Origin of the sequence: Mucilaginibacter sp. SMC90 (genome assembly GCF_022811725.1) — a bacterium.
In the GTDB taxonomy this organism is placed as follows: domain Bacteria; phylum Bacteroidota; class Bacteroidia; order Sphingobacteriales; family Sphingobacteriaceae; genus Mucilaginibacter.
Genome location: NZ_CP094527.1, coordinates 2544138 through 2570009, shown reverse-complemented (window position 1 = coordinate 2570009; position 25872 = coordinate 2544138). Strand labels below are relative to the sequence as shown.

General features: G+C 42.1%; 29 protein-coding genes. 22 read left to right on the top strand and 7 right to left on the bottom strand.

Annotated elements, in window-relative coordinates:
• Nucleotides 1-123: 123 nt before the first annotated feature.
• Both MTO98_RS11130 and MTO98_RS11125 read left to right on the top strand, forming a co-directional pair.
• Entirely contained in the window at nucleotides 124-987 is an 864-nt protein-coding gene (locus MTO98_RS11130; protein ID WP_243486722.1) for an aldo/keto reductase, read from the top strand.
• 565 nt (nucleotides 988-1552) lie between these two features.
• Nucleotides 1553-1960, top strand: coding sequence for a hypothetical protein (locus MTO98_RS11125; RefSeq protein WP_243486721.1), 408 nt, complete (start codon nucleotides 1553-1555; stop codon nucleotides 1958-1960).
• A 101-nt stretch (nucleotides 1961-2061) separates the two neighbouring features.
• On the opposite strand, the gene MTO98_RS11120 is transcribed toward MTO98_RS11125, so the two are convergent.
• Nucleotides 2062-2352, bottom strand: coding sequence for a YciI family protein (locus tag MTO98_RS11120; RefSeq protein WP_243486720.1), 291 nt, complete (start codon nucleotides 2350-2352; stop codon nucleotides 2062-2064).
• Between the two features lie 149 nt (nucleotides 2353-2501).
• Here MTO98_RS11120 and MTO98_RS11115 point away from each other — a divergent pair, with 149 nt between their 5' ends.
• Nucleotides 2502-3668: a galactokinase gene (locus MTO98_RS11115; protein WP_243486719.1), complete on the top strand. Its 1167-nt coding sequence runs from the start codon at nucleotides 2502-2504 to the stop codon at nucleotides 3666-3668.
• Between the two features lie 99 nt (nucleotides 3669-3767).
• Nucleotides 3768-4298, top strand: a complete 531-nt coding sequence (locus MTO98_RS11110; protein ID WP_243486718.1) for an RNA methyltransferase — start codon at nucleotides 3768-3770, stop codon at nucleotides 4296-4298.
• Nucleotides 4299-4406: 108 nt separating this feature from the next.
• Here MTO98_RS11110 and MTO98_RS11105 read toward each other — a convergent pair whose 3' ends face one another.
• Nucleotides 4407-5084, bottom strand: coding sequence for a GNAT family N-acetyltransferase (locus MTO98_RS11105; RefSeq protein WP_243486717.1), 678 nt, complete (start codon nucleotides 5082-5084; stop codon nucleotides 4407-4409).
• An 84-nt stretch (nucleotides 5085-5168) separates the two neighbouring features.
• On the opposite strand from MTO98_RS11105, the gene MTO98_RS11100 reads away from it, so the two are divergent.
• Both MTO98_RS11100 and MTO98_RS11095 read left to right on the top strand, forming a co-directional pair.
• Nucleotides 5169-5867: a YdeI/OmpD-associated family protein gene (locus tag MTO98_RS11100; protein ID WP_243486716.1), complete on the top strand. Its 699-nt coding sequence runs from the start codon at nucleotides 5169-5171 to the stop codon at nucleotides 5865-5867.
• Nucleotides 5868-5881: 14 nt separating this feature from the next.
• A complete protein-coding gene (locus MTO98_RS11095; RefSeq protein ID WP_243486715.1) occupies nucleotides 5882-6643 on the top strand; it encodes a hypothetical protein in 762 nt (253 codons plus the stop codon).
• A gap of 145 nt (nucleotides 6644-6788) precedes the next feature.
• On the opposite strand, the gene MTO98_RS11090 is transcribed toward MTO98_RS11095, so the two are convergent.
• From MTO98_RS11090 to MTO98_RS11080, 3 genes are all read right to left on the bottom strand, one after another.
• Complete coding sequence (locus tag MTO98_RS11090; protein ID WP_090526601.1) at nucleotides 6789-7004, bottom strand: hypothetical protein; 216 nt, start codon at nucleotides 7002-7004, stop codon at nucleotides 6789-6791.
• Nucleotides 7005-7144: 140 nt separating this feature from the next.
• The gene (locus MTO98_RS11085; RefSeq protein WP_243486714.1) at nucleotides 7145-7696 is read right to left on the bottom strand and encodes a GNAT family N-acetyltransferase; all 552 of its coding nucleotides are present in this window, start codon (nucleotides 7694-7696) and stop codon (nucleotides 7145-7147) included.
• Between the two features lie 23 nt (nucleotides 7697-7719).
• The gene (locus tag MTO98_RS11080) at nucleotides 7720-8871 is read right to left on the bottom strand and encodes a M28 family metallopeptidase (protein WP_243486713.1); all 1152 of its coding nucleotides are present in this window, start codon (nucleotides 8869-8871) and stop codon (nucleotides 7720-7722) included.
• Nucleotides 8872-8957: 86 nt separating this feature from the next.
• On the opposite strand from MTO98_RS11080, the gene MTO98_RS11075 reads away from it, so the two are divergent.
• Nucleotides 8958-9884, top strand: coding sequence for a hypothetical protein (locus MTO98_RS11075; RefSeq protein WP_243486712.1), 927 nt, complete (start codon nucleotides 8958-8960; stop codon nucleotides 9882-9884).
• Here the strand turns inward: MTO98_RS11075 and MTO98_RS11070 are convergent.
• Nucleotides 9877-10821: a hydroxypyruvate isomerase family protein gene (locus tag MTO98_RS11070; protein WP_243486711.1), complete on the bottom strand. Its 945-nt coding sequence runs from the start codon at nucleotides 10819-10821 to the stop codon at nucleotides 9877-9879. The genes MTO98_RS11075 and MTO98_RS11070 overlap by 8 nt on opposite strands.
• A 357-nt stretch (nucleotides 10822-11178) precedes the next feature.
• Between MTO98_RS11070 and MTO98_RS11065 the strand changes: the two genes are divergently transcribed.
• The 4 genes from MTO98_RS11065 to MTO98_RS11050 all read left to right on the top strand — a co-directional run bounded on the left by MTO98_RS11065 (nucleotide 11179) and on the right by MTO98_RS11050 (nucleotide 13387).
• Nucleotides 11179-11370: a hypothetical protein gene (locus tag MTO98_RS11065; RefSeq protein ID WP_243486710.1), complete on the top strand. Its 192-nt coding sequence runs from the start codon at nucleotides 11179-11181 to the stop codon at nucleotides 11368-11370.
• Between the two features lie 111 nt (nucleotides 11371-11481).
• Complete coding sequence (locus tag MTO98_RS11060; protein ID WP_243486709.1) at nucleotides 11482-11967, top strand: hypothetical protein; 486 nt, start codon at nucleotides 11482-11484, stop codon at nucleotides 11965-11967.
• A 45-nt stretch (nucleotides 11968-12012) separates the two neighbouring features.
• On the top strand, nucleotides 12013-12210 hold the full coding sequence (locus tag MTO98_RS11055; RefSeq protein WP_243486708.1) for a hypothetical protein: 198 nt from the start codon (nucleotides 12013-12015) through the stop codon (nucleotides 12208-12210).
• Nucleotides 12211-12517: 307 nt separating this feature from the next.
• Complete coding sequence (locus MTO98_RS11050) at nucleotides 12518-13387, top strand: collagen-like protein (protein WP_243486707.1); 870 nt, start codon at nucleotides 12518-12520, stop codon at nucleotides 13385-13387.
• A 70-nt stretch (nucleotides 13388-13457) separates the two neighbouring features.
• On the opposite strand, the gene MTO98_RS11045 is transcribed toward MTO98_RS11050, so the two are convergent.
• Nucleotides 13458-13787, bottom strand: a complete 330-nt coding sequence (locus tag MTO98_RS11045) for a YbjQ family protein (RefSeq protein WP_243486706.1) — start codon at nucleotides 13785-13787, stop codon at nucleotides 13458-13460.
• A gap of 110 nt (nucleotides 13788-13897) precedes the next feature.
• Here MTO98_RS11045 and MTO98_RS11040 point away from each other — a divergent pair, with 110 nt between their 5' ends.
• From MTO98_RS11040 to MTO98_RS10990, 11 genes are all read left to right on the top strand, one after another.
• Nucleotides 13898-14563: a D-glycero-alpha-D-manno-heptose-1,7-bisphosphate 7-phosphatase gene (locus tag MTO98_RS11040; RefSeq protein WP_371825414.1), complete on the top strand. Its 666-nt coding sequence runs from the start codon at nucleotides 13898-13900 to the stop codon at nucleotides 14561-14563.
• A gap of 261 nt (nucleotides 14564-14824) precedes the next feature.
• Nucleotides 14825-16345: a hypothetical protein gene (locus MTO98_RS11035; protein WP_243486705.1), complete on the top strand. Its 1521-nt coding sequence runs from the start codon at nucleotides 14825-14827 to the stop codon at nucleotides 16343-16345.
• Between the two features lie 699 nt (nucleotides 16346-17044).
• The gene (gene hisG / locus MTO98_RS11030) at nucleotides 17045-17896 is read left to right on the top strand and encodes an ATP phosphoribosyltransferase (protein ID WP_243486704.1); all 852 of its coding nucleotides are present in this window, start codon (nucleotides 17045-17047) and stop codon (nucleotides 17894-17896) included.
• A gap of 91 nt (nucleotides 17897-17987) precedes the next feature.
• Nucleotides 17988-19274: a histidinol dehydrogenase gene (gene hisD, locus MTO98_RS11025; protein ID WP_243486703.1), complete on the top strand. Its 1287-nt coding sequence runs from the start codon at nucleotides 17988-17990 to the stop codon at nucleotides 19272-19274.
• A 129-nt stretch (nucleotides 19275-19403) separates the two neighbouring features.
• Nucleotides 19404-20450 carry a histidinol-phosphate transaminase gene (hisC, locus tag MTO98_RS11020; protein ID WP_243486702.1) on the top strand — a complete coding sequence of 349 codons (1047 nt, stop codon included), beginning with the start codon at nucleotides 19404-19406 and terminating at the stop codon, nucleotides 20448-20450.
• A gap of 45 nt (nucleotides 20451-20495) precedes the next feature.
• The gene (hisB, locus tag MTO98_RS11015; RefSeq protein ID WP_243486701.1) at nucleotides 20496-21638 is read left to right on the top strand and encodes a bifunctional histidinol-phosphatase/imidazoleglycerol-phosphate dehydratase HisB; all 1143 of its coding nucleotides are present in this window, start codon (nucleotides 20496-20498) and stop codon (nucleotides 21636-21638) included.
• A gap of 96 nt (nucleotides 21639-21734) precedes the next feature.
• Entirely contained in the window at nucleotides 21735-22325 is a 591-nt protein-coding gene (hisH, locus tag MTO98_RS11010) for an imidazole glycerol phosphate synthase subunit HisH (protein ID WP_243486700.1), read from the top strand.
• A gap of 5 nt (nucleotides 22326-22330) precedes the next feature.
• Nucleotides 22331-23080, top strand: a complete 750-nt coding sequence (locus tag MTO98_RS11005; RefSeq protein ID WP_243486699.1) for a HisA/HisF-related TIM barrel protein — start codon at nucleotides 22331-22333, stop codon at nucleotides 23078-23080.
• A gap of 115 nt (nucleotides 23081-23195) precedes the next feature.
• Nucleotides 23196-23951, top strand: coding sequence for an imidazole glycerol phosphate synthase subunit HisF (gene hisF, locus MTO98_RS11000; RefSeq protein WP_121229720.1), 756 nt, complete (start codon nucleotides 23196-23198; stop codon nucleotides 23949-23951).
• Nucleotides 23952-24099: 148 nt separating this feature from the next.
• Nucleotides 24100-24687 (top strand): bifunctional phosphoribosyl-AMP cyclohydrolase/phosphoribosyl-ATP diphosphatase HisIE, encoded by a 588-nt coding sequence (gene hisIE / locus MTO98_RS10995; RefSeq protein ID WP_243486698.1) that lies wholly within the window; start codon nucleotides 24100-24102, stop codon nucleotides 24685-24687.
• Between the two features lie 81 nt (nucleotides 24688-24768).
• On the top strand, nucleotides 24769-25680 hold the full coding sequence (locus tag MTO98_RS10990) for a WD40 repeat domain-containing protein (protein ID WP_243486697.1): 912 nt from the start codon (nucleotides 24769-24771) through the stop codon (nucleotides 25678-25680).
• Nucleotides 25681-25872: the final 192 nt, after the last annotated feature.

The following is a 25872-nucleotide window of genomic DNA, read 5'->3' as shown; positions in this document are numbered from 1 at the left end:
TTCGTGCACATTTTATTAGTGCCATTAGTGTATCCTCAAAATGACATTTGTGTTATAGATTTCATGAACAATAGTGATGTTTTTTAGTTGAACTTTACAGTAATAAAACCAAAAAACATTACCATGGCAAGCACAACAAGTTCATTTGAAAAAACGTTCACCGTTGGTGGCGACATTACTATTAATCGTTTGGGTTACGGTGCAATGCGCATTACCGGCACCGGTATTTGGGGGCCACCGAAAGATAAAGAAGAAAGTATCCGTGTGCTGAAGCGCGCCGTTGAGCTGGGAGTTAACTTCATTGACACAGCAGATAGCTACGGACCAAATGTATCAGAAGAATTAATTGCCGAAGCTTTGCATCCATATCCTGCCGATCTTTTAATTGGTACCAAAGGCGGCTTGTTACGTACAGGCCCGGGTGAATGGCCGATAGACTCTTCGCCGGCACATTTGAAAGAGGCTCTTGAAGGCAGCTTGAAACGCCTCCAGGTAGATCGTATCGACTTGTACCAGTTGCACCGGATAGATCCTAAGGTGCCTGCCGAAAAATCATTTGAGTTTTTACAAAAAGCCCAACAGGAAGGCAAGATCAGGCATATTGGTTTATCTGAAGTAAGCGTTGAAGACATCAAGCTTGCCCAACAATATTTTGAGGTTGTATCTGTACAAAATATGTACAGCGTTGATAACCGCAAATGGGAAGCCGAGCTGGAATATACCCGCGATCATAACATAGCCTTTATTCCTTGGTTTCCGCTTGGTGGCGGCAATGTACAGGGCGAAGCTATCTTGAACCGCATTGCAGCCAAACATGGCGCCACGCTGCACCAGATTGCTTTAAGCTGGCTATTACATCATTCGCCTAACATCCTGCTCATTCCGGGCACATCAAGCGTTAAACACCTGGAGGAAAATATGAAAACCGCCGATATTCAGCTATCAGAAGATGATATAGATGTATTGAATGGTTTGGCTGAGGCTTAATGAAAGTTCAAAATTAAAAAACAACGTCCCATCAGGGTCTCTTGCAATTTAAGTTTACCAACAAAATTCGTCAACCTTAAATTTCAACAGGAGGCGCCTACGGAGCCCAAAAATGTGCTTTTTTAAAGCTATAAACAGGTGGCCCCGCTGGGGCCTGCAAGGTTTTATAACATAATCTGATATTAATTGAGATGCTTAAGGACAGATGCACCAGAGGTGCAAAAGGGTTTGTAGCATAAAGGGTATGAAATACCCTTTGCCCCAGAGGGGCAAAACAAAGCGCCTTGCTGATTAAACGACAAAACAATTTTGCGGGTTAACTTAAACTTGCAAAGCCCCCTGATGTATACGCCATGCAAATTCGCTGTTTTGAATATCATATCAGATGTTTGGAGAGCGCCGAACCTAAGGGTCCTCTGGCGAGGGATCGTTAGAGAACACAATGACACAGGTTTTGATCTATTTCTCAAAAAATTAAAAGGATGTCAGTAATTTGGCATCCTTTTATTATTTTAATAAATAGGAAAATAGTTACCTGAGGATAATTACGAGCCACTGATACCGTATGAGAAGTAAAGAAGAAATACTGAATAGTTACAATACTACCGGAAACGATGGATTACCAGAAATAAGCGCCGGTGACCTGCTCAAAGCTATGGAAACCTATAAGCAGGAATGGGCAGAAGCGGCATTTACAGCAGCAAGACAGCAGGAAGCGTCGGGCGATTATAAATTTAATAATTATGCCGATTTTATAGATAGCATTGAAAAAAAGGCTAAACCGATTGATGAATTTGGTATCACCCTTGCTGCCGTTGCCGACAGTATTGTCACCAACTTTTTGCCCGACGATAATTCCGTAACCGAATTTGATTTTAATTTCACTATGCAGGGTAAAGCCTATATAGCCTTTTATACCAAAGATGCCCAGGGTTATTGGAAAATGAGCCGATGGGCGCAGCACAATGGTTAAAAATCATGTCATTGCGAGCGTAGCGTGGCAATCGCATGCTATACAGGGCGGCCATGCTTCCGTGCGATTGCTTCGTCCCTCGCAATGACATTTATGAGTACCTACAAGTCCGCCACTTTAAACGGCTTCACATCAACACTTTCCCAAACACGCTGAGTAATGTAAGGATCTGCCTGTTTCCACGCTTCCAGTTCCTCGTAAGTTTCAAACTGTACAATCATTGTTGAACCCACCATTTTACCCTCATCATTGAGCATGGCTCCTGCCGCAACTAAATTACCGTTGGCTTTAAGCGCTTTAGCACCATCAACATGGTGCGGACGTGCTGCCATACGGCGATCAAACGCTTCAGCATCAGTATAATCATATGCGGTTACAAGGTATTGCTTCATAGTATTTATTTGACTTGTTAAACTGATTTTATCCGGTTCGAATATCTGCAAAACTATCTCATTAAAATAAATTAAAAATTAAATTAAATTTATAACTGTAAAGTTGACAATTTTTATAATATTTGTTTTCCGAAAAACTAACCTGAATAATGAAGAATAATTTGCACCAGGAATTTATTAAGATCTTTAACAAAGAAGCAGACAACGCATACTTTTCGCCGGGCCGTGTAAACCTTATAGGCGAGCACATTGATTACAACGGAGGTTTGGTTATGCCTTGCGCCATTACTTTTGGCACTTATTTATTGACATCGCCAAATGAGGATGGCATTTTCCGCTTCAGAAGTTTAAATTTTAATGAGCAAAAAGATATCCCGTTGCAACTTAATTACGAAAAAACCGGCGAAAACTGGTTTAACTTCCCTATTGGCGTAATTAACCGTTTTATTAAGGATGGTCATCAGCTAAAAGGACTGGATATGTTATTTTATGGCGATATCCCTATTGGTTCCGGACTTTCATCATCTGCTTCTATCGAAGTGGTTACCTCCTACGCACTTAACGATCTGTTTACAAGCGGTTACAGCAAGCTTGACTTGGTAAAGCTATCAAAAGATGTAGAAAACAACTTTATTGGCGTTAACTGCGGTATTATGGACCAATTTGCAGTAGCCTTCGGCGAAAAAAACAAGGCCTTAATGCTTAATTGTGATACACTGGATTACCAGGCAGTTGACAGCAACCTTGGTGATTATGTACTTGCTATTATAAACACCAACAAGCCCCGCAAACTGGCCGAATCAAAATACAATGAACGCGTGCAGGAATGCCAGGCTGCCCTTGGCGCCTTGCAACAGCAACTGGATATCAAATACCTTTGTGAAATAGACAGTGCTACTTTTGAGCAATACAAACACCTTATAACAGACCCTATAGTATTAAAACGCGCCAAACACGTTATTGAAGAGAACGACCGCGTAAAATTGGCCGCTGCTGCCCTTGCTGCCAACAATCTGGCAGAGTTTGGTAAATTGATGTACGCTTCGCACGATTCACTGCGTGATCTATACGAGGTAAGCGGCGTTGAACTTGATACTGTTGCTGAATACAGCAAAACCAACCCTGACGTTGCGGGTGCACGTATGACGGGTGCAGGTTTCGGTGGTTGTGCTATTGCCCTGGTAAAAGGCGACGCATTTGACAATTTCAGCAAGGAAGTTACCGAATATTATACGCAAAAAATAGGCTATGCCCCATCTGTTTACAGCTCCCTTATTGGAGATGGCGTAGGCGAACTTGCATCTGTACTTAACTAACAGCTTTTTTTAATATTTTTGCGCCCTCATAATGGTTCATTAGCTCATTGCGGTAAACACCAATGAACTAATGAACCATTTAACTAATAAACTATAGGGATGCGCAAATTAAAATTGGATGAGCTGAACCGGGCTACGGTTGATGAATTTAAAGCACAGGATAAATTACCGGTAGCTGTTGTGTTAGATAACGTACGCAGCATGCATAACATCGGCTCTATCTTTCGTACATCCGACGGTTTTGCGGTTGAACAGATTTGCCTTTGTGGTATCACCGCCCAGCCTCCCCACCGCGAAATCGAAAAAACCGCCCTTGGTGCAACCCAATCCGTTAACTGGACCTACTACGATACCCCTTTACTGGCCGTTGAACAATTACGTAAAGAAGGCTACCGGATCATAGCCATTGAGCAAGCCGAAAACAGTACCATGCTCCACGAATTTCAACCCGCCGAAGACGGCAAATACGCCCTGATTTTTGGTAACGAAGTAAACGGCGTAAGCGATGAAGTAATGCAGGTTATTGATGAATGTATTGAAATCCCTCAATTTGGCACCAAGCATTCGTTTAATATTGTTGTGTCCGCAGGGATCGTGCTTTGGGACTTTTTTGCCAAGATGGCGATATAAATAAATATGTCATTGCGAGCGCAGCGCGGCAATCGCACGGAGGGATAGCCGCTCTGTAAAGCATGCGATTGCTTCGTCGTTCCTCCTCGCAATGACATTTTTTTGAAATTACTTCTTTAACACATAAAACGACATTTCCTTTCTGGTCACAAAACCGAGCTTTTCATATACTTTAATAGCCCTTTCATTTTCGGCCTTTACATGCAAAAAAGGTATTTCGGAAGCCTCTTCAATGCGTTTAACCTGGTTCAACAATAATTTGCCCGCATAACCACGCCCCAGGTAGTCGGGATGGGTGCAAACAGCACTGATCTCGGCATAAGGCGTGGGGTTTAAACGCTGGCCAGCCATTGCAACCAGTTTACCATCATCAAAAATACCCTGATAATGTCCAAATTCAATGGTTCGGTCTATAAAAGGGCCCGGGTTGGTCAATTGGGTCAGTTCAAGCATTTGAGGCACATGCTGCCCTGTAAGCGGTACAAGGCCATCATCCGAAATATTGGCAGGCACCTCTCCCTCAAAAACCATTTGCAGGCATTTCAGATATTGCACTATTGTCCACCGTTCGGGTATCACAATATCATGCGGGGCTATAAATATGAAATAACTTTCAAAAGGAATGGAATCATAAAGGGCACTAAAGTTTTCGGCAGATACTTCGGGAATCCCAACAAAGGGTGATATTTCTTTCGGGAAATATTTAGCAGTATCATTTCCCTGTGCAAGAGTTTTATTACCGGTACTAAGCGCGTTCCAGGCAGGGTTATCAAGTATATGCGTCATTGAAATTGGCTGATGGTGGTAAGGGCAAAGCTATTAAAAATACCCCGTAGCGGGGGTTGCGGCTTGTCATTCTATTTTAATTTAATGCTTACATTAGCCTCATCCATTATCAAACTATTTACAATGAATGCCCTTGCCAAAAAATTGCTGATCAAACCAAATTCGCGCTGGCTAATTAAAAATGCTCCTAATGGCTATCCCGACAGTTTATCCCCCTTGCCTGATAACACCAACCTCATTTTTGGTACCGACGGCGAATTTAATGGCATACAGTTATTTGTAAAAAACAGCAGCGAACTTGTCTCTGAACTCAAGGTAGTAAGCCCTTTGCTTAAAACCGACACCGTTTTCTGGATCATCTACCCCAAAAAAAATTCGGGTATCCAAACAGACCTGGAAATGATGAGCAGTTGGGACGCACCCGCGCAATATGGCCTTCGGCCGGTAGCCTCAGCAGCAATTAACGAAGTATGGACAGCATTACGTTTCCGCCCTGTTGAAGCAGTAAAGGTTTCTGAGGGGCGTAATGACGCTGTTCGGAACAACGAGCACAGTGCTTTTATTGATATCGATAACAAAATAGTTACCCTGCCCGACTATGTAAAGGAAACATTGGAGCGACATTCGGGCGTTCTTGATTACTTTCAATCACTGGCCTACAGTCATAAAAAAGAATATGTGCTTTGGATCCTCACAGCCAAACAGGAAAAAACCCGACGGGACCGTTTAATTAAAATGGTTGAAATGCTGCAGAATAAAAAGAAGAACCCATCGGATAAGTAAAACTAAAGAGAATTATGCGTTACGGATTTTATGATATTACGCTTTACTGCCACTCTGAAAACAGTAACAATAAAGATTTGGCTATTCGAAACAATCTAATCTCCGACTTATACATTGATTTTCTTAACGGTTACAAACCTACAGGTACTACAAGAATTTCCGTTGACATTGGAAATGAAGATTGTATAAGAGGGTATTTTGGAAGCATACTACATGTTGAAGCTGTTTTTAACGAAAAGGAATATTGGCTAAGCTCACCCGAAAATCAGAATAAAATTATCCTGAACGCCATACACAGGATAACTATTCTTTGTGCAGAAAAATACGGATGGGATAAAGCTGTTTTCGACAGCGCTTATCATAAAGTAATTGAATGCGGGTTCATCTATAAAAAGGAATTAAAGAGAAAACCTTCTAAAGATAGAAAACACCAAGCCTCATTACTATTGGAAAAAAATGGCGATTCGGCCACAATTTCGGTAAATTTCTTTGATTTAAAAGGTGATCTTTTGAAATCGGCAGAATTACTTAAATCTTTTCATCATGCGATGTTTTATGGAAAAATAATAGCCAACAATAAATGGTTTAACAATCTTGAATTTGGAATCCACACCAAAAATTACGAAGTAATTATTAAAGCATCTCTTGAAAAACAGGGTTCAGAAATAGTAATAAGCCCTGACACTAATACGCTTGACGAACTGGAAGGATATTTAAGACGAATAACTTTCCACGAATTTACTGATGAGTCTGATTACAAATGGGCAAATCAATAACAATTTTGCGTTCCTGCAGATTTCAAGTTATACCCGAACTGCCAAAAGAAAAGCAAAGGCGAAGTATGTTATCCACAGCGGTATAAAACACAAGATCGCCCTGCATTTAATAAAAATACAGGGCGATTCTTTTTTTAATTTTTATTTACCAGCCTGAGCCTTTTTTTGCATTACCATTTTTGATATGTTCTTCGGCAGTAGCTTTACCCATAATGGCAGCCATCTTATTACCTTCACTGTCAGTTCCTGTGGCAATGTATCTGCCCGATTTTACGTCGATAACGGGATTGATCATCGGTACATTTTTAGTTTTTGTCTTCACTGAATAAGCGGTAATACCGCTTCCTTTTTCTGTTGCCATGATAAGTTTCTTTTGTTTTTTAATGTTAACCCCATTTAAACTGAATTGTTTTCAGCACAGGTATAATTGGTTTCTATGCGTAAACATGCATCATTTTTTTTTAATTAAAAATAGCTGGCATAATTAATTTGTTAACAGATTTAATTTTGTGTTAATAACGTATACACCAAAGTGTCTTCAAAATCACCGTTAAACAAGTGATCCTCTTTAAAATAGGCTTCCTGCACAAATTTATTTTTAAGCAACAATTTAATTGATGCGACATTATCCGGACTCACACGGGCTTCTACCGAGTGTAGCAAAAGCACATTAAACCCATAGTTGACAGCCGCTGCCATGGCTTCCTGCATGAGCCCGCGCCCCTGGAACGCAGGATTTAAAAGGTATCCTATCTCTGCACGATGATTCTGTTTTTCAATTCGCCAAAAGCCTATGCTCCCTATATACTTATCACTGTTTTTCAGGCAGATACACCAGGTAATGCCATCATTTTTACCAATCAGCTCATCTATCACGCCTATCAAAGCAAAGGCATCATCAACAGTTTTACTGATTGGCCGATGGATGTACCGCATCACCGTTTCGTCAGATCTCATCTCAAACAGATCGGCAGCATCTTCAACGGTAAAACGCCTTAAGATGAGTTGCTCGGTTATTAAAACAGGAAACGGATTAAAGTTTGGATTAAGCATAAATAACTAAATTGATTAACCGGCTATCGGGAACCAGCAATTCTACTGTTAAATTTAACTATCAGGTTAAACAATTCAGCATATTTATTGAGTGGCAGCGTAGCGCTGATGTCAAAAACATCATGATAAGCTTTTATACCGCCCAATGTGTAAATAAAAAATGCAGGGACACCCTGTTCGGTAAAAAAATAATGATCGCTGTTAGCTGCCTTACCGCGCGGAGCCACTTTTACAAAATAATTATTCTCCTTATTGATCTGTTGTATAGTGGTAAACTCTTTGGGATAAACGCTGGCATTTACCACGGTTATGCCGTCAACCCCGGTTCCGTTTAAATCAAGATTAATGAGGAATCGGATATTTTTAAGTGCGATAAGCGGGTTTTGCGTAAAATATTTTGAGCCAAGTAAACCGGCTTCCTCGCCCGAAAAACAAATAAAAGCTACGCTGAACGGCAAGGGGTTTTTAGCATAATAGCGGGCAAGCCCCATCAGTTCGGCAATGCCACTGGCATTATCATTAGCGCCGGGGAAATAAGTTTTATTGCCCATGCCGCCCAAATGATCATAGTGTGCAGTGATCACGATAATGGAATCGGGTTTAGATGTCCCTTTTACTATACCGCAAATATTGGCTGTTTTAAAATCAGGTATCAGCTTGTTCTCAATAGCAACGCTAAGCGTTACCGGAGTTTCTTTAATAGCTTTTTTATCAACCTGTATCACCGTATAATCCAAAGTTTTCCCCTCTACCGACCAGGTTAGCTTATCCTCCAGCGATAAAATGATCCTGTTTTGCTGATCGATAAAATGGGTACTATCTTTTTTGATCAGTTGCCCGGTACCCGTCACTCCGCGGCTATCCGGCGAAACGATAAAATCCTTGCCGGGTTTGAGTTGCTTCCCATTAACCGTAACCTCCATCTTACTTGGAAAAGTATTAACCGGATAGCTAAAATCCTGTAAAAAGTTTTTGCCATCCATAGGCTTTACACCATATGATTTTAACTGGGCACTCAAAAACACGGCAGCTTTTTGCACACCATCCTTAGCATAACCCCTGCCCCAAAAATAAGGGGATGTTAATGTATCAACTAATTTTCGGGCAAAAAGAGTATCCTGGGCAAAAAGGGTGTTCGATATTAGAAGAAAAAAGAGGAGAAGCTTAAGTTTCATCGATTAAAAATAAGTATTTAGTTTACTATTTGGCGATTGCGTAATTTGCCGGTAAATTCACCTAATACAATTTCTATCAGCAATTAATGACCGCCATTATTACCCGCATCAATTATTTAAACATAGTGGCTATGCTGGCTTCGGCTGTATTTGCACTGTTTATTCCGTTTGAGCTGGTACTGTTATCATACGCCATACTGGGCCCGCTGCATTACCTCACCGAGATATCATGGCTGAATACCCGCCAGTTTTTCACGCTTAAACAATACGATTACCTATTAATTGCAGGAGTTGTAATCGTTTCGTTGGTATTGAGAATACCTTCGGCTAATTTGGTATACTATACCTTTGGCCTTTCGTTCATATTACTGGTAATCAACACCAACCTATACAGGTTTTTTGCCTTTTTATTGCTGATTGCAATGGGGTACTTTTTACTATCAAACAACATACTGCGTACTATTTTCGGACTATATATCCCTACGCTTATTCACGTTTATATTTTTACCGGGGCTTTTTTACTGCTGGGAGCATTAAAGCATAAAGGAGCTTCGGGTTATATCGCTTTCATTACCTTTTTAATTTGCCCATTGTTGTTAAGCTTATTATTTAACAATATGCACAACGTGCCAACACAATGGGCAATACACTCCTATGAGCATTTTGCCCGCATAAACACCACCACGCTGCGTAATCAAACTATCAATATATACACCAACACTGCCAGTATCATATTAACCCGAACAATAGCATTTGCCTATACTTATCATTACATAAACTGGTTCAGCAAAACAAAGGTCATCAACTGGCATCGTGTAAGCAAGGTTAACGCACTTATGATCCTGCTGCTCTGGGTAGCTTCGGTAAGTTTATATTTTTACAATTATCGCATGGGCATCAAGTGGTTGTTTATTTTAAGCCTCGCCCATGTAATATTGGAGTTCCCGCTCAATCACAGGAGTTTTATTGACATTGGGAAACAGCTTCAGCAAAAGCTCCCATCTGCTAAATAAAACTATCAGCCTCCCGGTAAGCTTTAATCAGTGCAAGTTCGCCTTCTTTCCCTGCTCCTGCTGTGCCGTGCTCCATACCCATTACGCCTTTGTAGCCTTTATTATAAATGTGTTTAAAGATATTTTTATAATTAACCTCGCCGGTACCGGGTTCTTTCCTGCCGGGATTATCTCCTATCTGGTAATAACCTATCTCATCATACACTAAATCAAGCGTTGGAATGATGTTGCCTTGGTTACGCTGTACGTGGTACATATCATACAGGATCTTACATGACGGACTTCCTACAGCCTTACAAATAGCATAAGCCTGATCGGGAGTACGCAGAAAAAGATCGGGATTATCGCTCAGCGGCTCAAGCACCATGATAATGCCATGTGGTTCAAGTATAGCCGTTCCTTTTTTCAGGGCTTCAATAACATTGCCCGTTTGTACACCAATGGGCAGCTTACGTACAAAATCGCCGGGAACAACGGTAACCAGCTTGCTACCTATACGCTTGGCTATTTCAATAGCCTGTTTACAGGAAGCTATGAATTTTTCAACCTGGTCGGCATTGCCGTTGGCAAGCATGTTGCTGTCATTACCCAGCCCAGGCTGTACAAAAACGCCCATAGCCATACCCAGTTTTGCCAGGGTGTCACCTATCTTCTTTTGTTGTTCAACTGGTCGGCCACTCATACCATTATCCTCAATAGCACGAAACCCCTTATCATAAGCAAATTTTATTTGATCAATAAAATCATCGCCGGCATGGTTTTTAAACATGCCATCATGAATACCATAATTAAGGTTAAAAGGCTTGTCGCCGGCAATTATTGTTGCTTCGCCGGCAGGTTCAGAACCGCCGGTAAGTGAGGCAGCTTTTAAAACACTTGTAGTAAATAACGAAGCACCGGCCAATACCGAGCTTTGAACAAAGTTTCTGCGTTTCATGAGGATTGTTGAATTGGTTTGCGGGCTAAATATAACATCTATCCCCCATTTTAAAATACATGTAAGATTGTTTTATATCGAATTTTTCGGCTACGCTTATGGCATCATGAAGGTGAACTATTGAAAATCCGGCTATTTTTGCTATCTTTGTGTATAACGGCAAAATTTTAAAGCTATTCCAGCTTACAGCGCCAAGCTATTTTTGATGCTGATCTGTTTTATTCCCGCTGATACCGTTGCTGCCCGGAACTTAACTTAAAGATCATTTCATGCACACTTAAACAGGCATTTATAGCCTTGCCCGGCCTTTTTATCGCTATACGGAATAGCTATTGTTTAACTTAATTAATCATAATTATGGCTAAATCGCAAGCAACATTCATGAAAAAACAACTGGAAAAAAACCGCCAGAAAAAAAAGGAAGATAAAGAACAACGTAAACAGGAGCGCAAACAAAATGCAACCAGCGGCGATCTTGAGAGCATGCTGGCATATGTAAATGAATTTGGTGAAATTGTGTCAACCCCACCCGAAAAGAAACAAGCATAGCCGGGGTTCAAACAATATTAATCAGTATATTGTAACTATTTAATGGCTGTAGCCTTTAGTGATTGAACCTTTTACTATTTTAATAGTCATAACAAAAAAATCACCACAGTTATGAAATTTCAAATAGGCTTTGTTTCCCTTATTGCAATAACGGTTGCCTCTTGCTCGGGCAATCAAAAAACAAATGATGCCGATACGGTAATAAAAAAGGAAGACACCGCCATGGCTAACGCCCCCGATGCCCCCGCTGTAAACATGGAGTATTGCTTTTATACTACCGAAGGAACTGCCAGTCAGGACACTACAAAAATAAACCTGCACATTAACGGCAACAAAGTTACGGGCGATATGGACTGGCTGCCTAAAGAAAAAGATGCCCGAAAAGGCTCATTGATGGGTAATTTAAATGGCAATGTGATAAAAGCATTATGGACTTACGGCCAGGAAGGCAGCACGGATACGTTAAGTGTCGAATTTCAGCTCAGAAGCAACAAGCTTGCACAAAAGCCTTATAAATACGATGCAAAAACCGGCAAACAGCAAACCAATAGCACCGCCGATTACACGGTAATTTACAACATGAAAAATTGCCATTAATTTAAATGCTATTTGTAAATTAACTGAAAAAATAACAAGCCCGAAATGGAAAAGCGTGAAACCAGTATACTTTACCTTATATTAGGTTTATACACACTAATGATAAGCTGGTATTATAACCATAGCGTAATTTTACTTATTATCCACTACGTGTTTTGGCCGGTTTATCTTATATATGAGTTATTGATAGGCAACCTTGCCCATGGTATGTGGAAAACCATCCCGCTTTCATACTTTAAATAAGGTATTTTAAGTATAAAACAAAAAGCACGCTGAAACTATTTTCAGCGTGCTTTTTGTTTTATAGCGATAGGTTCGGATAACATTTTTATCTATTCTTTCTACAAAAATCGGTGATAAGGTGTGCGTTAATACCGAAACAGGGAACGTTAAACTACGTGGTTTAATTGGGTAAATGTTCGCTTATGATAGCGTAACTCTGCTATTTATTTTGTTTTGCGAGGTTGGCATTTTTGGATCATGCAACTGAAGGCAGGTATTTGCTACTACCGTCAGCAATAAACATCCAAACACATTTATCCAAATCCACATGAAAAAAATCAATTACCTGTTAATCTTATTTGTTGCGCTTTTTGTGCTTGTGCAAGCTTGTAAAAAAGGCGACGTTGGCCCCAAAGGCGATACCGGCGCTGTGGGCCCAATCGGGCCCGCAGGCCCTAAAGGCGCCGATGGCAGCGATGGAAGTGTCATCTATAGCGGCACAACTGCACCCACAGCAGCGATTGGTAAAGAAGGTGATTTTTACCTCAATACTACAAGCGGTTTATTATACGGACCTAAAACAGCAGCAGGGTGGGGAACTAATTTTTCATTAAAAGGCCCATCAGGTGCGGCCGGCACCAACGGAAATACAGTGCTAAGTGGCACAGGCGCTCCGGCAGCTACACTGGGCAAAGCCGGTGATTATTATCTTGATAAAAATAACTACGCTTTATATGGCCCTAAAGTTGGCTCAACATGGGGAGCAGCTTTTAGTTTGCGCGGACCTGCCGGTACAGCCAATGTCATTTATTCGGATTGGGTGTACGCCAAAAATTTTCGTGACAGTACCATCGATAACAGTTTGATGCATGTTGCGGATATCCCTGCCAACGATCTGACAACCGAAAATCTGTCACACGCCCTTATACAGGTTTACTTTACCTATGGTGGTGGCGTATTCCCCCTGCCTCATATAACCTATGCCGGTAACAAAGCAAGCGTCATCAATTTTGCACCCAGGTTTAAGCACTTTAATATTACCCGCTATACACTTGATAATTCAAATTCGGTAAACCTTAGCACCGTGTTACAATATCGCTATGTAATTATTCCGGGCGGTGTGGCGGCATCAGTAGCCAAAAATATTGATATAAACGATTATGAGTCGGTACGCAGATACCTACGTATCAATAATTAATGACACTTTCAATAACCTTAACCCTCACTAAGCAAACCGGGAGCGAATTATCACTCCCGGTTTTTATATTTTAAATCTTTTCAACCACTACTGCGGTGCCGTAGGCAAGCACTTCGGTAATGCCCTGCATTACCTCGTTAGCATCATAACGCATATTAATGATGGCATTTGCGCCTATAGCTTGTGCATGCTGAATTAAAAGCTGGTAAGCTTCTTCGCGGGCATTTTCACAAAGCTCAACATAAATTGAAAGCCTGCCGCCAAACAATGATTGAAACCCGCCAGCAATATTGCCCAGCGCACTACGGCTTCTAACTGTAATGCCGCGAACAACGCCCAAATGCCTGGTAACTTTATACCCTTCTAAAGATGTGCTTGTTGTAATAAGTGATGTATCCATTTTAATTTAAGTTTGTTGGCCTGGTATTTACCTGCCATTTTTATTTAGATGCAGTATCCTTAACGATATTACGTAGTTGTATGTTTTTATTTTTTGTGCTTGAAAAATGAATGTTAGAGATGGAGCTTAGTTGCTTTTTTCGTCTCATTTGTCTGAACCTGTTTTGGGGATTAAAGGATTACCGGGTTTCTTTTCATTCAGATCATTACTTCAGAAGGCATCATGATTCATCACCTATCAACCATGAACTAAAATTCCGTACCTTTGCCGAAAATTTACAATCGATGCCTGATAAAGTTAAAGCTGTTTTTTTAGATCGTGATGGGGTTTTAAACCAGGAAATGGGCGACTATGTTCGCCGTTTTGAGGATTTCCATGTACTTGACAACTTCGATGCCCTTAAAACCCTGCAGGATCGCGGTTATATGCTGCTGATTGCTACTAATCAGGGAGGGCTGGCCAAAGGCTGGTATACTGAGGATGAACTGGCAAAAATGCACAATCATTTGAAACAGGTTTATCATGAGCATGGCGTTGAGCTTACCGACTTTTTTTACTGCCCGCACCACCCTAACTTTACCGGCGATTGCGATTGCCGCAAGCCCAAACCAGGACTGTTGCTGCAGGGAATAGCCAAATACAATATCGACCCTTCAAAATCATACTTTATTGGCGATCGTGAGCGTGATGTTGAAGCTGGAACTGCAGCTGGCGTAAAAGGCATCCTGATTGACAGCGACCAGCCTATTAGCACAGTGCTGGATCAGATAGCTTAAGACAAAAATAATCTTAACCACATCATTGCGCTAATAACCCTTTGTCATCCTGAGCGATAGCGAAGGATCTTCTTCGATGGGCAAAGCCGCTATACAGAGCGAAGAAGATGCTTCGTTCCTCAGCATGACAAACGTTTTTTTTAACTTGTCATGGTAGGAGCGAAACAATCACGGTTATAAAGATGCCTTTCGGTTAAAATAAAACCCTTGCCCTAAAACATTTTCTTCTTTTCTGCTTTTTACCAATATTTATATTATCCTATGCAAAAAAGCCGCTACCTAAAAAATCTCGATGCTGTTTTAGCCGCCCTTATCGGTTGGTTTATATTAAGCTTGTTTTTCAGGTATAGCGGTGTTGGTGTTTCGCCGGATAGTATTATGTACACCAGTGCGGCCAGAAGCTTTAAAAGCCATGGTAACTTATTCACGTTTAACCATGTGCCAATAGTTGATTTCCCGGTTTTTTACCCTATTTATCTCGGTATTATTTCGTTCATCACACAGATAGATCCGGTTAAGTTTGGCGCGATAATGAACGGGATCATGTTCGCTGCACTCATTTTTACCAGCGGGTGGATAATGGAGCGTTTTGTGCCGGCATCAAGGGTTTATAAATGGCTTATGCTTGCAGCTATTATCCTGAGCCCGCCGTTGCTGCAGGTTTATTCCTACTTATGGTCGGAGACCCTGTTTATTCTTGAGATCCTGTTTTTTTTGGTAGCCTTCAGGCAATACCTCCTTACGCATACAATCAAAGCATTGATCATAGCAGCTGCAATTGCTGCCCTGAGCTGTATCACCCGCTATGCTGCAGTTACTATTGTAGGTACAGGCGGCTTACTTTTACTGCTGGACAGGGTTTTACCATTAAAAAAGAAAATCGTTCATATTATTATTTACGGAGCAGTTTGTATCTCATTATTGGTAAGCAACCTGGTTTTCAATGCTTTTGTAACAGGTACAACAACTGGTCCGCGCGAACCGTCCATTACACCATTCAGTAAAAACCTTTATTATTTTGGTACTGTAATGTGCGATTGGATAGGCCTTACGCCCAATCAATACTGGGCTGCAATACCTTTGGCCGTCATTATTTTTCTGGGCTTTATTGCGGCGCTTGCATTTAATTACTTTCGCCGCAAAATTGATAGTTTTGAAAACCTTGCCATTACCTTCGCCTTAATTTACGGGGCATTTATTGTGCTTTCATCTACGTTTTCGAGGTACGAACGTATCAATCACCGTTTGTTATCACCGTTGTATATTACGGCCCTATGGGGATATACCAGCTGGGCCCTCCTTTTGCTGAAAAAACTACACAATATCAATACGCGGCGTATGGTTAGCGCACTAATGGTTGTATTGATGCTTGGCTTTATCACAAGCGAATTTTTGATTGACAAGGCCCGGTACCATGATCAGGTGGTTGATGAGTACGGTAATCCTGGGTTTACCGACGAAAGCTGGATAGACTCTGAATTTGCTATATACCTGCGTAGCGGCGATCAAAGCCTCTTTAAACCCGGAGTAAAAATTTATACTGATGCCCATGAGGCCGTTTACTTCTTTTCAGGTATGTCATCCTACCTGGTGCCTCACCGTTTTTTCACTAAGGATATTGATAAGTTTTATAACGCAAAGCATTACTACCTCATCTGGTTTAACGTGCTCGAAAACCCGGAGCTTATCAACCTAAAGGACATCCAAAAAGTTAAAAACCTCAAAAAGATCAAGGATTTTGGCGAAGAGGGTGCGATTTATGAATATGTTTCTGAACCGTGATTTACGGGATTTTAGGATTACCATGAATTGAATAAAAGCTGCTCTTTTTCGCAGCTCCCGACGTTGTTACCGATAACACCTTCCTGCCGTTGTTAGTGTTGTCACTATTGCCGTTAACTTAAAGTAAAAACTCCTTAAAAGCGTGGGAATGTGCGATTCCCCTCTTGAGAGGGGTGGAGGGGTGTGTTATTCTACGTGCGGCTCATCGCTTGTATAACACACCCCTGCTACAACACGTTCCTACGCGCCCCCTCTCGAGAGGGGATTTTAAAAGGTTTGCGCCAAATTACTCCCTTAAGTTAACGGCTATGGTGTTGTCACGAACAACTTTGTTTCCTTATCATGAATTAACAAAGTAATTATGCATGGTGTAAAGTTGTCGATGACGACACCAACAGCGGCAAAAAATCCGATAGCTAACAAAATTAAATTCTAAAAGCCTGCCTAAAAAGCTATGAAACTTCTTTAAAATTTCACGCATGGGCATACTTTTTTACATTAAATTTTGATTTAAAAAACATCTGTCTATATTTGCAGCGCTAATCTATAGTTTTACTATATAAAAAATGAACGGTATCGCACTACATCATCTTCATCTGCATCACCACCATGTGGTGATCAGTTAATATGTATGTTTCTACGCGAAATAACAACCTCCGTTTATATTCTTTTTTATCATAGTCTCTTAAATTCAATCTTTTGAAAACACTTAAAATAGCTATCCAAAAATCGGGTAGGCTCAACGAAAAATCTGTTGAATTATTAAAAAATTGCGGCTTAAATTTTGAAAACTACAAAAGCTCGCTGATCTCCCCGGTATCCAATTTCCCTTTAGAAATCCTGTTCCTTCGCGACGATGATATCCCTGAATATGTGCAGGATGGCATTGCCGATCTGGGTATCGTAGGTGAAAACGTGATCCAGGAAACCGAAGTTGAAGTAAGCTACCTGCAACGTTTGGGCTTTGGTAAATGCTCACTCAAAATAGCTGTACCAAACAACAGCGATATCAATTCCCTTGCCGATTTACACGGCAAAGCAATTGCTACCACCTACCCTGCCATTTTAGGCAAGTTTTTGAAACAACAAAATATTACTTCAGATATCCGCACTATTTCCGGTTCGGTTGAAATTTCACCGGGTTTAGGTTTGAGCGATGCTATTTGCGACCTGGTATCAACCGGAGGTACATTAAAAAGCAACGGCCTGAAACCTTTTGCCGATGTAATGTCGTCAGAAGCGGTACTGATTGGCAGCAAAGCCATTGCAGAGAGCAACCTTGTACTGGAACTGATCCAGCGCATCCAATCTGTTTTACGTGCTAAAGAGACTAAATACGTGGTACTTAACGTTGAAAAACAGAACCTTGCAGCGGTTACGGCTTTACTGCCAGGCGTAAAAAGTCCATCAGTAGTGCCATTAGCCGAAGAAGGTTGGGTAGCAGTACACACCGTGATCCCCGAGCGCGATTTCTGGGACCGCATAAGCCAGCTTAAACAAGCCGGCGCACAAGGCATTGTGGTAATGCCTATTGAGAAGATCATTTTATAGTAGTTGCGCCCCCCGGCCCCCGAAAGGGGGAGTAAAAGGGAGGGCTGTTTATTTACTAACATAACTCCCCCTTTAGGGGGCTGGGGGGCTCATGAAGACATACAATTATTCAGAACTTTCATCTACCGAGATCCAGAAACTGGTTCAGCGCAATGTTGACCCGGCAAATGAGATCAGAGCTATTGTTGAAGATGTAATTGCCAACGTGCAGCAGCATGGTGACAGTGCTTTATTTGACTATGCCTTAAAGTTTGATAAGGTAGAACTAAACAAGCTTTATCTTGATAAAACAGAACTGGAAGAAATAGCCAAAGCGATATCTGCCGATCAGAAGGCAGCATTAGAAACGGCCTACAGCAACATCCATAAATTTCACCAAACGCAGCTAAAAACCGAGGATAAGGTTGAAACCATGCCCGGTGTAACCTGCTGGCGCGAACTACGGCCGATTGAAAAAGTTGGTTTGTATATTCCCGGCGGTTCGGCGGTATTGCCAAGTACATTTTTGATGCTGGGTATCCCGGCACGTATAGCAGGCTGTCATGAAATAGTAGTTTGCTCTCCTCCGCAAAAAAACGGTAAGGTAAATGCCTTTATAGCTTATGTGGCACTGATGTTGGGTATTGACAAGATCTATCTTGCTGGCGGATCACAGGCTGTGGCAGCCATGGCTTACGGAACAGTGAGCATCCCGAAGGTTGATAAGATTTTTGGACCGGGTAACCAGTTTGTAACCAAGGCTAAAACCATCATCCAATCAACCACTACTACGGCCATTGATATGCCAGCTGGTCCGTCGGAAGTATTGGTCATAGCAGATGAAACCGCTATTCCGGCCTATATCGCAGCCGATCTGCTGGCCCAGGCCGAGCATGGTATCGACAGCCAGGCGGTATTGGTTTGTACCTCTGCCGATGTTGCCCAAAAAGCCATTGCCGAAGTTGAAAAACAATTACCGGTATTACCCCGCGCCGAGATAGCCAAACTGGCCATCGATAACTCGTACATAGTGGTAACCAGTAGCTTAAGTGAAGCAATGACTTTCAGCAATCAATACGCGCCGGAGCACCTGATACTGGCCACTCATAGCTGGGAGCAGATCACCGGCAGTATCATCAATGCAGGTTCGGTATTTTTAGGCAACCTTACTCCCGAAAGCGCTGGTGATTATGCATCAGGCACTAACCACACGCTGCCAACAAGCAGCTATGCAAGGGCTTATTCTGGCGTATCGGTCGATTCGTTTGTGAAGAAGATCACCTTTCAGCATATCACCCGCGAGGGAATTAACAACATTGGCCATACCGTTGAAGTGTTGGCCGAGCTGGAAGGCTTGCATGCGCACAGAAATGCGGTGAGTGTGAGGATGAGCAATTAACAATAGTTTTAACACCACATGTCATTGCGAGGAGGAACGACGAAGCAATCGCTTGCTATACAGAGCAGCCATGCTTCCGTGCGGTTGCCACGCTATCGCTCGCAATGACATAATTTATATGAATGATCAATGTTCGACATAAATAATATCCTTAGAGAAAATATAAAACGCCTTGTGCCCTATTCATCGGCACGTGACGAATACCAGGGCGAAGCAAGCGTTTTCCTTGATGCCAATGAAAATGCCTTTGGCTCCCCTTTAGATCAGCAGTTTAACCGCTACCCAGATCCTTTACAGTACGATCTAAAAAAACGCATCACCGAAATTAAAGGCGTACCGCCGCGCAATATTTTTGTGGGTAACGGCAGCGATGAAGCTATCGATATCCTGTTCCGTAGTTTTTGCAATCCGGGTGTCGACAACGTGATCCTGGTGCCGCCAACCTATGGCATGTACGAGGTATCAGCGAACATCAACGATATTGAAGCACGTAAGGTAAACCTTACCGAAGATTACCAGCTTAATTTAGAAGGCATTGCCGAGGCTATCGATAAAAACACCAAGCTCATCTTTATCTGCTCGCCAAATAACCCGACTGGCAATTCCATCAACCGCGATGATATTCAAACCTTGCTCGCCAACTTTAGCGGAATTGTAGTGGTTGATGAGGCTTATATCAATTTCAGCCGTCAAAAATCATTTATACAGGAACTTACCGAGTGCGCTAACCTTGTGGTAATGCAAACTCTTTCTAAAGCATGGGGCCTGGCTGGTTTACGCGTGGGCATGGCCTTCGCCAGCGAAGAGATCATTGAGGTGATGAACAAGGTAAAACCACCTTATAACGTAAACGAATCATCGCAGCAACTGGCTTTGGCGGCTTTGGCAAATGTTGGTCAGGTTAATGAATGGATCAAAGAAACGCTTGCACAGCGCGACAGGTTGGTTTTACAACTGAAAGAATTTGATTTTGTGGTAGATATCTATCCATCTGATGCTAACTTCATCCTTGTAAAAACCACTAATGCCAATGGCATTTACGACTTCCTGGTAAAACAGGGTATTATCGTACGTAACCGGTCAAAAGTTGAACTTTGCGAAGGCTGCCTGAGGATAACAGTAGGCACTCCGGATGAAAACACCGTTTTACTCGAAACCCTTAATACTTTCAGGTAAAAAAATCACCAATTCAATAATTCACTAAATCACTAATTATACAGGATGAGCAACCTTCAAAAAATATTGTTTGTTGACCGTGACGGCACGCTGATCAAAGAGCCTGCCGATGAGCAAATTGATTCATTTGCCAAACTTGAGTTTTATCCCGGCGCGTTAACCTATCTGCCCAAAATAGCTAAAGAGCTTGATTTTGAGCTGGTAATGGTTACCAACCAGGACGGCTTGGGCACCTCTGTTTATCCTGAAGATACATTTTGGCCTGTACACAATTTCATTCTTCAAACCTTTGAAGGAGAAGGCGTAAAATTTGCCAACCAGATCATCGACCGTACTTTTGCCCGCGACAACGCTCCTACCCGCAAACCCGGCACAGCATTACTTACCCAGTACTTAGATGCGGAGAAATACGACCTGAAAAATTCGTTCACCATCGGCGATCGTAAAAACGATGTACTGCTGGCTAAAAACCTGGGCGCAAAAGCTATCTGGCTTAACAACAACAGCAATTTAGGCGGAAGCGAATTTAGTGAAGCAGATCATATTGATGATGTGATCGCTTTGGAAACTACCGACTGGCAAAAGATTTATGAGTTTCTGAAACTCGGTCAGCGGGTATTTGAGCACCGTCGTGCTACCAAGGAAACTGATATTTATATCAAAATAAACCTCGACGGTAAGGGCGATGCTAAAATATCAACCGGTCTGCATTTCTTTGACCACATGTTGGATCAGATCGCGCGCCACGGCAGCATCGATCTGGAAATTACAGCCAAGGGCGATCTCCATATCGACGAGCATCACACCATTGAAGATACCGGTATAGCTTTAGGAGAAGTATTCGCCGCTGCTTTGGGCAACAAAATGGGCATTGAGCGTTACGGTTTCTGCCTGCCTATGGACGATTGCCTGGCGCAAGCTGCTATCGATTTCGGTGGACGTAACTGGATAGTTTGGGATGCCGATTTCAAACGCGAAAAAGTGGGCGATGTTCCAACCGAAATGTTTTACCATTTCTTCAAATCATTCAGCGATGCTTCAAAAAGTAATTTGAACATAAAGGCCGAAGGACAGAACGAACACCACAAAATTGAAGCTATATTTAAAGCCTTTGCCAAGGCAATAAAAGTAGCCGTAAAACGTGATGTAGATAAGATGGTTTTACCAAGTACAAAGGGGCTTTTATAAGCCCAGAGGCAAGAAACAAGAGATCAGGAAGCAAGAGATTTTAATAAAAAGGTCTTTTTCTTGAATCTTGGTTCCTGACATCTTTAATCTAAAAAAATGATAGGTATTATACTATACGGAGCCGGAAACATATTTTCCCTTACTGCCGCTTTAGAGCGCTTAGGTATCCCCTATGGCTTTATCAACAGCGAAGAAGATTTTGATAAGTATGACCGTTACATCATCCCGGGCGTTGGCCATGCGGGTGCGGCCATGAACAAGCTTAAGGCTACCGGGCTTGTGCCGGCTATTAAGGCGCTTAAAAAACCTACGCTGGGTATTTGCGTGGGGATGCAACTGCTTACTTCCCACTCGGAAGAGGGCGACTCTAACCTGTTGGATATCATACCGGTTAAAACTTTAAGATTTAAAGATAGCGCCGATCATAAAGTTCCGCACACCGGCTGGAACAGGGTTTACCCCGAAAAAGAAAACCCGCTATTTGAAAATATACCGTCAGGTTCACATTTTTACTTTGTACATTCATACTTTATTGAGTATGATAAAGCATACACTTTATTGGCCTCCGATTACGGAAATGAATTTTCGGCATCAATTTGGCTTGATAATTTTTATGGCGTACAATTCCACCCCGAAAAGTCGGGTGTGTTTGGCGAAACATTGTTAACTAATTTCTCAAAAATATAAAGGATATGTACATTATTCCTGCCATTGACATTTTGAACAAGAAGGTAGTCCGCCTTCGTGAAGGCGACTACGGACAGGTAACCGAATACGACGTTACCCTTGAAGAAATGATTGAGCGCTACCAAAGCAACGGCACCAACTTCATTCATATTATCGACCTTAACGGCGCAAAAAACGATTTCAGCAATCAGCAATACCTGTTTGATGTGATCCGCAAAACCGACATGAAGGTGCAATACGGCGGTGGCATCCGCAGTATCGAAAAAGTAAAAGAACTGATAGATGCAGGCGTTCACCGCGTAATTGTTGGCACGCAAGCCCTTACTAACCCTGATTTTTTACCAGAGCTCAGCAAAGAGATCTGCGGAAAAGACAAATGTTCTGACCAGGTTGTTGTAGCCATCGACGTACTCGACGAGGTGATCAAATACTCCGGCTGGATGGAAAGCTCGCCCATCAAACTAATGGATTATGTTGATAAATGCCTTGCCTTAGGTTTCTTCCGTTTCCTGTGCACTGACATTAACAAGGATGGCAAATTGGGCGGCGCAGGTATTGAACTATACGAAAAACTGCTTGATCATTCACCATTCATTAAACTGATAGCATCAGGCGGCGTAAGCTCTATGGGCGATATCGAAAAACTTAACCGCTTAAAAGTTGAGTCGGTAGTAGTTGGGAAAGCGATATACGAAGGTCACATCACTATTGAAGATGTGAAGCACTGGAATCTGGATGCCCTCATCTCAATATAACAATGTATTAAAAAACGTCATTGCGAGGTACGAAGCAATCCCCTACCGGCAGGTCCGCCCTGTATAGTCGGGGATTGCTTCGTACCTCGCAATGACGGATGTATTAAATAGCCCCATGCTTGCGAAAAGAATTATTCCCTGTTTAGATGTTAAAGACGGCCGTACTGTTAAAGGCGTAAACTTTGTAGACCTTCGCGATGCCGGGGACCCCGTTGAACTGGCTTGGAATTACTCCAACCAGGGCGCCGATGAACTCGTTTTCCTGGATATTACCGCAACCGTTGAGCGCCGTAAAACCATGGTGGAGCTTGTAAAAGCTGTTGCAAGACAAATCAATATTCCCTTTACCATTGGTGGCGGCATCAATGAAATAGCCGATGCTGATGCGCTGCTTAATGCGGGCGCAGATAAAATTTCCATCAACTCGGCAGCGGTGCGTAACCCTAAGCTGATAGATGAACTGGCTGCTGCTTTCGGCGTTCAGTTTGTGGTAATAGCAGTGGATACCCGCAGTATTGGCGATAAAAATGTAGTACACTTGAATGGCGGCAGGCTGCCAACAGAGCGCCAAACGTTGGAATGGATATTGGAAGCCGAAAGCCGTGGCGCAGGCGAGATCCTGCTTACATCCATGGATCATGATGGTACCAAGGGAGGCTTTGACAATGGGCTGCTTAAAACAGTGAACGATGCAGTTCATATACCGGTAATAGCCTCTGGCGGTGCCGGTAAGGTGGAGCACTTTGTTGATGTTTTTGAAAAAACCAATGTTGATGCAGCCCTGGCGGCTTCGGTATTTCATTATGGTGAGATATTGATACCGGATTTAAAACGGATATTGCAGGATAATAAGATAGAAGTTAGAATTTGATAATGTTAAAATAAAAAGTGGTGGCCAAGCGCGATTCCCCTCTTGAGAGGGGTGCAGGGGTGTGTTTCTCGTCAAGCTTAGAACACACCCCTGCCAGCTCACAAACCTACGCTCCCCCTCTCAAGAGGGGAATTGAAAAGCAGCTATTATGAACATAGATTTTGAAAAAACCGGCGGACTTGTCCCCGTAATCATACAAGACGAGCAAACACTTGAAGTTTTGATGCTGGGTTACATGAACCAGGAAGCTTACGATAAAACCGTACGGGAAAATATCGTAACTTTTTACTCCCGCTCAAAAAATCGCCTGTGGACCAAAGGCGAAACCAGCAGCAATTTCCTGCATGTAAAAAATATCAGTATTGATTGCGATAACGATACCCTGCTGATTAAAGTTAAAGCTGACGGCCCTACCTGCCATACAGGTTCACGCAGCTGCTTCAATACCGAATTTAATCAAAACTTTATACTGGAGCTGGAAAACATCATTGCCGATAGATATACTAACCCGGTTGAAGGATCGTACGTAAACAAGCTTCGCAACAAAGGCCTCAATAAAATAGCCCAGAAAGTTGGTGAAGAAGGGGTTGAAACTGTAATAGCAGCCCTTGCCGAAACAGAAACCGACCTGATCAACGAATCATCAGACCTGGTTTTCCATTTGCTGGTGCTGCTTCGCGAAAAAGGTTTAACATTAGAAACAATAGCCAAAAACCTGGAATCAAGACATAAGTAATTTTGTTCATGGTTCATGGCTAAACAGCCCAAGCCATCTTATTCGGCTATGAACTATGAACCATCAACCATGAACTAAAAAATGATCACCGTACAAAAAACAGCCGAACTTACAGGCCACGTCAACCCTATATTCACGCTTGAACTATCGCAGAAGCCGGGGATATTATTTACCGGCGGCAACGATAAAGGCTTGGTTGAGTGGAGTTTGAATGATTTTTCGTTCATTAAGGTGATGTTTCCGGTTAATGCTTCAATTTATGCTATTCACTGCCCTCAGGGCCATCCTCTAATGTTTGCCGGCTTACGCAGCGGCGAGGTTTTGGTGTTTGATTTTATTCAGCAAAAATTACTTAAGCCATTACGTCATCACCGTAAAGCGATTTTTGACATCAAATCGTCTGTTAAAAAAGATGAGTTACTAATAGCCTCTGAAGATGGTACCGTGTCGGTATGGAGCCTTAAGACGCTTGAAATAGTGCACACGATAACGGTTGCTAAGGATACGGTGCGTTGTATAGCAGTTTCTCCCGATCAGAAACAAGTGTGTTTCGGTTGCCGTGATAATCACATTGCCGTTTACGATCTGGAAGATTATACCATTATTAAAGCCCTCCACGGCCATACCATGGCTGTGTTTGCACTTGCCTACGCCCCCGATGGAAGCTACATTGCCTCCGGCTCAAGAGATGCCCAGGTAAAAATCTGGGATACCAGCAGTTATCACGAAATAAAAAGCATTCCGGCGCACCTGTTCGCGGTAAACCATATAGTGTTCCACCCCACTCTGCCTTATTTTGCCACTGCAAGCATGGATAAAAGTATCAAGATTTGGGGGTCAGATGATTTTAAACTCTACAAAAACATCAGCAGGGAAAAAGGATTCCCCAGTCATGTACTCTCTATCAATAAAATAGCCTGGGCCGCCCCCGATCAGTTGCTTTCAGTAAGCGACGACAAAAACATCATCAACTGGCAAATTAAATTTGAATAGCAAATTATAGCCCGGATTATATAATTTATCAGTTATCATTTCCCCCTCCCTACGGTTGTGAACGTATTTTACAACTTAAATACCTGTGTTCTTTATTAAGGCATTTATACGTTTGTTAAAACTCATGTTTAAACGTTAAAAATATTATTAAATACATTATTCATACCTAAAAATTACTTATATTAATAGATA

Excerpts from the sequence above, each read along its gene's own strand:
- MTO98_RS11070 (WP_243486711.1), bottom strand. The coding sequence starts at position 10,821 with ATGAAACGCAGAAACTTTGTTCAAAGCTCGGTATTGGCCGGTGCTTCG.
- MTO98_RS11060 (WP_243486709.1), top strand. The coding sequence starts at position 11,482 with ATGAAATTTCAAATAGGCTTTGTTTCCCTTATTGCAATAACGGTTGCC.
- MTO98_RS11100 (WP_243486716.1), top strand. The coding sequence starts at position 5,169 with ATGCTTACATTAGCCTCATCCATTATCAAACTATTTACAATGAATGCC.
- MTO98_RS11105 (WP_243486717.1), bottom strand. The coding sequence starts at position 5,084 with ATGACGCATATACTTGATAACCCTGCCTGGAACGCGCTTAGTACCGGT.
- hisD (WP_243486703.1), top strand. The coding sequence starts at position 17,988 with ATGAAGACATACAATTATTCAGAACTTTCATCTACCGAGATCCAGAAA.
- MTO98_RS11110 (WP_243486718.1), top strand. The coding sequence starts at position 3,768 with ATGCGCAAATTAAAATTGGATGAGCTGAACCGGGCTACGGTTGATGAA.
- MTO98_RS11085 (WP_243486714.1), bottom strand. The coding sequence starts at position 7,696 with ATGCTTAATCCAAACTTTAATCCGTTTCCTGTTTTAATAACCGAGCAA.
- MTO98_RS11120 (WP_243486720.1), bottom strand. The coding sequence starts at position 2,352 with ATGAAGCAATACCTTGTAACCGCATATGATTATACTGATGCTGAAGCG.
- hisC (WP_243486702.1), top strand. The coding sequence starts at position 19,404 with ATGTTCGACATAAATAATATCCTTAGAGAAAATATAAAACGCCTTGTG.
- hisB (WP_243486701.1), top strand. The coding sequence starts at position 20,496 with ATGAGCAACCTTCAAAAAATATTGTTTGTTGACCGTGACGGCACGCTG.
- MTO98_RS11130 (WP_243486722.1), top strand. The coding sequence starts at position 124 with ATGGCAAGCACAACAAGTTCATTTGAAAAAACGTTCACCGTTGGTGGC.
- hisF (WP_121229720.1), top strand. The coding sequence starts at position 23,196 with ATGCTTGCGAAAAGAATTATTCCCTGTTTAGATGTTAAAGACGGCCGT.
- MTO98_RS11050 (WP_243486707.1), top strand. The coding sequence starts at position 12,518 with ATGAAAAAAATCAATTACCTGTTAATCTTATTTGTTGCGCTTTTTGTG.
- MTO98_RS11080 (WP_243486713.1), bottom strand. The coding sequence starts at position 8,871 with ATGAAACTTAAGCTTCTCCTCTTTTTTCTTCTAATATCGAACACCCTT.
- MTO98_RS11045 (WP_243486706.1), bottom strand. The coding sequence starts at position 13,787 with ATGGATACATCACTTATTACAACAAGCACATCTTTAGAAGGGTATAAA.
- MTO98_RS11125 (WP_243486721.1), top strand. The coding sequence starts at position 1,553 with ATGAGAAGTAAAGAAGAAATACTGAATAGTTACAATACTACCGGAAAC.
- MTO98_RS11035 (WP_243486705.1), top strand. The coding sequence starts at position 14,825 with ATGCAAAAAAGCCGCTACCTAAAAAATCTCGATGCTGTTTTAGCCGCC.
- MTO98_RS11115 (WP_243486719.1), top strand. The coding sequence starts at position 2,502 with ATGAAGAATAATTTGCACCAGGAATTTATTAAGATCTTTAACAAAGAA.
- MTO98_RS11095 (WP_243486715.1), top strand. The coding sequence starts at position 5,882 with ATGCGTTACGGATTTTATGATATTACGCTTTACTGCCACTCTGAAAAC.
- MTO98_RS11065 (WP_243486710.1), top strand. The coding sequence starts at position 11,179 with ATGGCTAAATCGCAAGCAACATTCATGAAAAAACAACTGGAAAAAAAC.
- MTO98_RS10990 (WP_243486697.1), top strand. The coding sequence starts at position 24,769 with ATGATCACCGTACAAAAAACAGCCGAACTTACAGGCCACGTCAACCCT.
- MTO98_RS11040 (WP_371825414.1), top strand. The coding sequence starts at position 13,898 with ATGTTAGAGATGGAGCTTAGTTGCTTTTTTCGTCTCATTTGTCTGAAC.
- MTO98_RS11090 (WP_090526601.1), bottom strand. The coding sequence starts at position 7,004 with ATGGCAACAGAAAAAGGAAGCGGTATTACCGCTTATTCAGTGAAGACA.
- MTO98_RS11055 (WP_243486708.1), top strand. The coding sequence starts at position 12,013 with ATGGAAAAGCGTGAAACCAGTATACTTTACCTTATATTAGGTTTATAC.
- hisIE (WP_243486698.1), top strand. The coding sequence starts at position 24,100 with ATGAACATAGATTTTGAAAAAACCGGCGGACTTGTCCCCGTAATCATA.
- MTO98_RS11075 (WP_243486712.1), top strand. The coding sequence starts at position 8,958 with ATGACCGCCATTATTACCCGCATCAATTATTTAAACATAGTGGCTATG.
- MTO98_RS11005 (WP_243486699.1), top strand. The coding sequence starts at position 22,331 with ATGTACATTATTCCTGCCATTGACATTTTGAACAAGAAGGTAGTCCGC.
- hisH (WP_243486700.1), top strand. The coding sequence starts at position 21,735 with ATGATAGGTATTATACTATACGGAGCCGGAAACATATTTTCCCTTACT.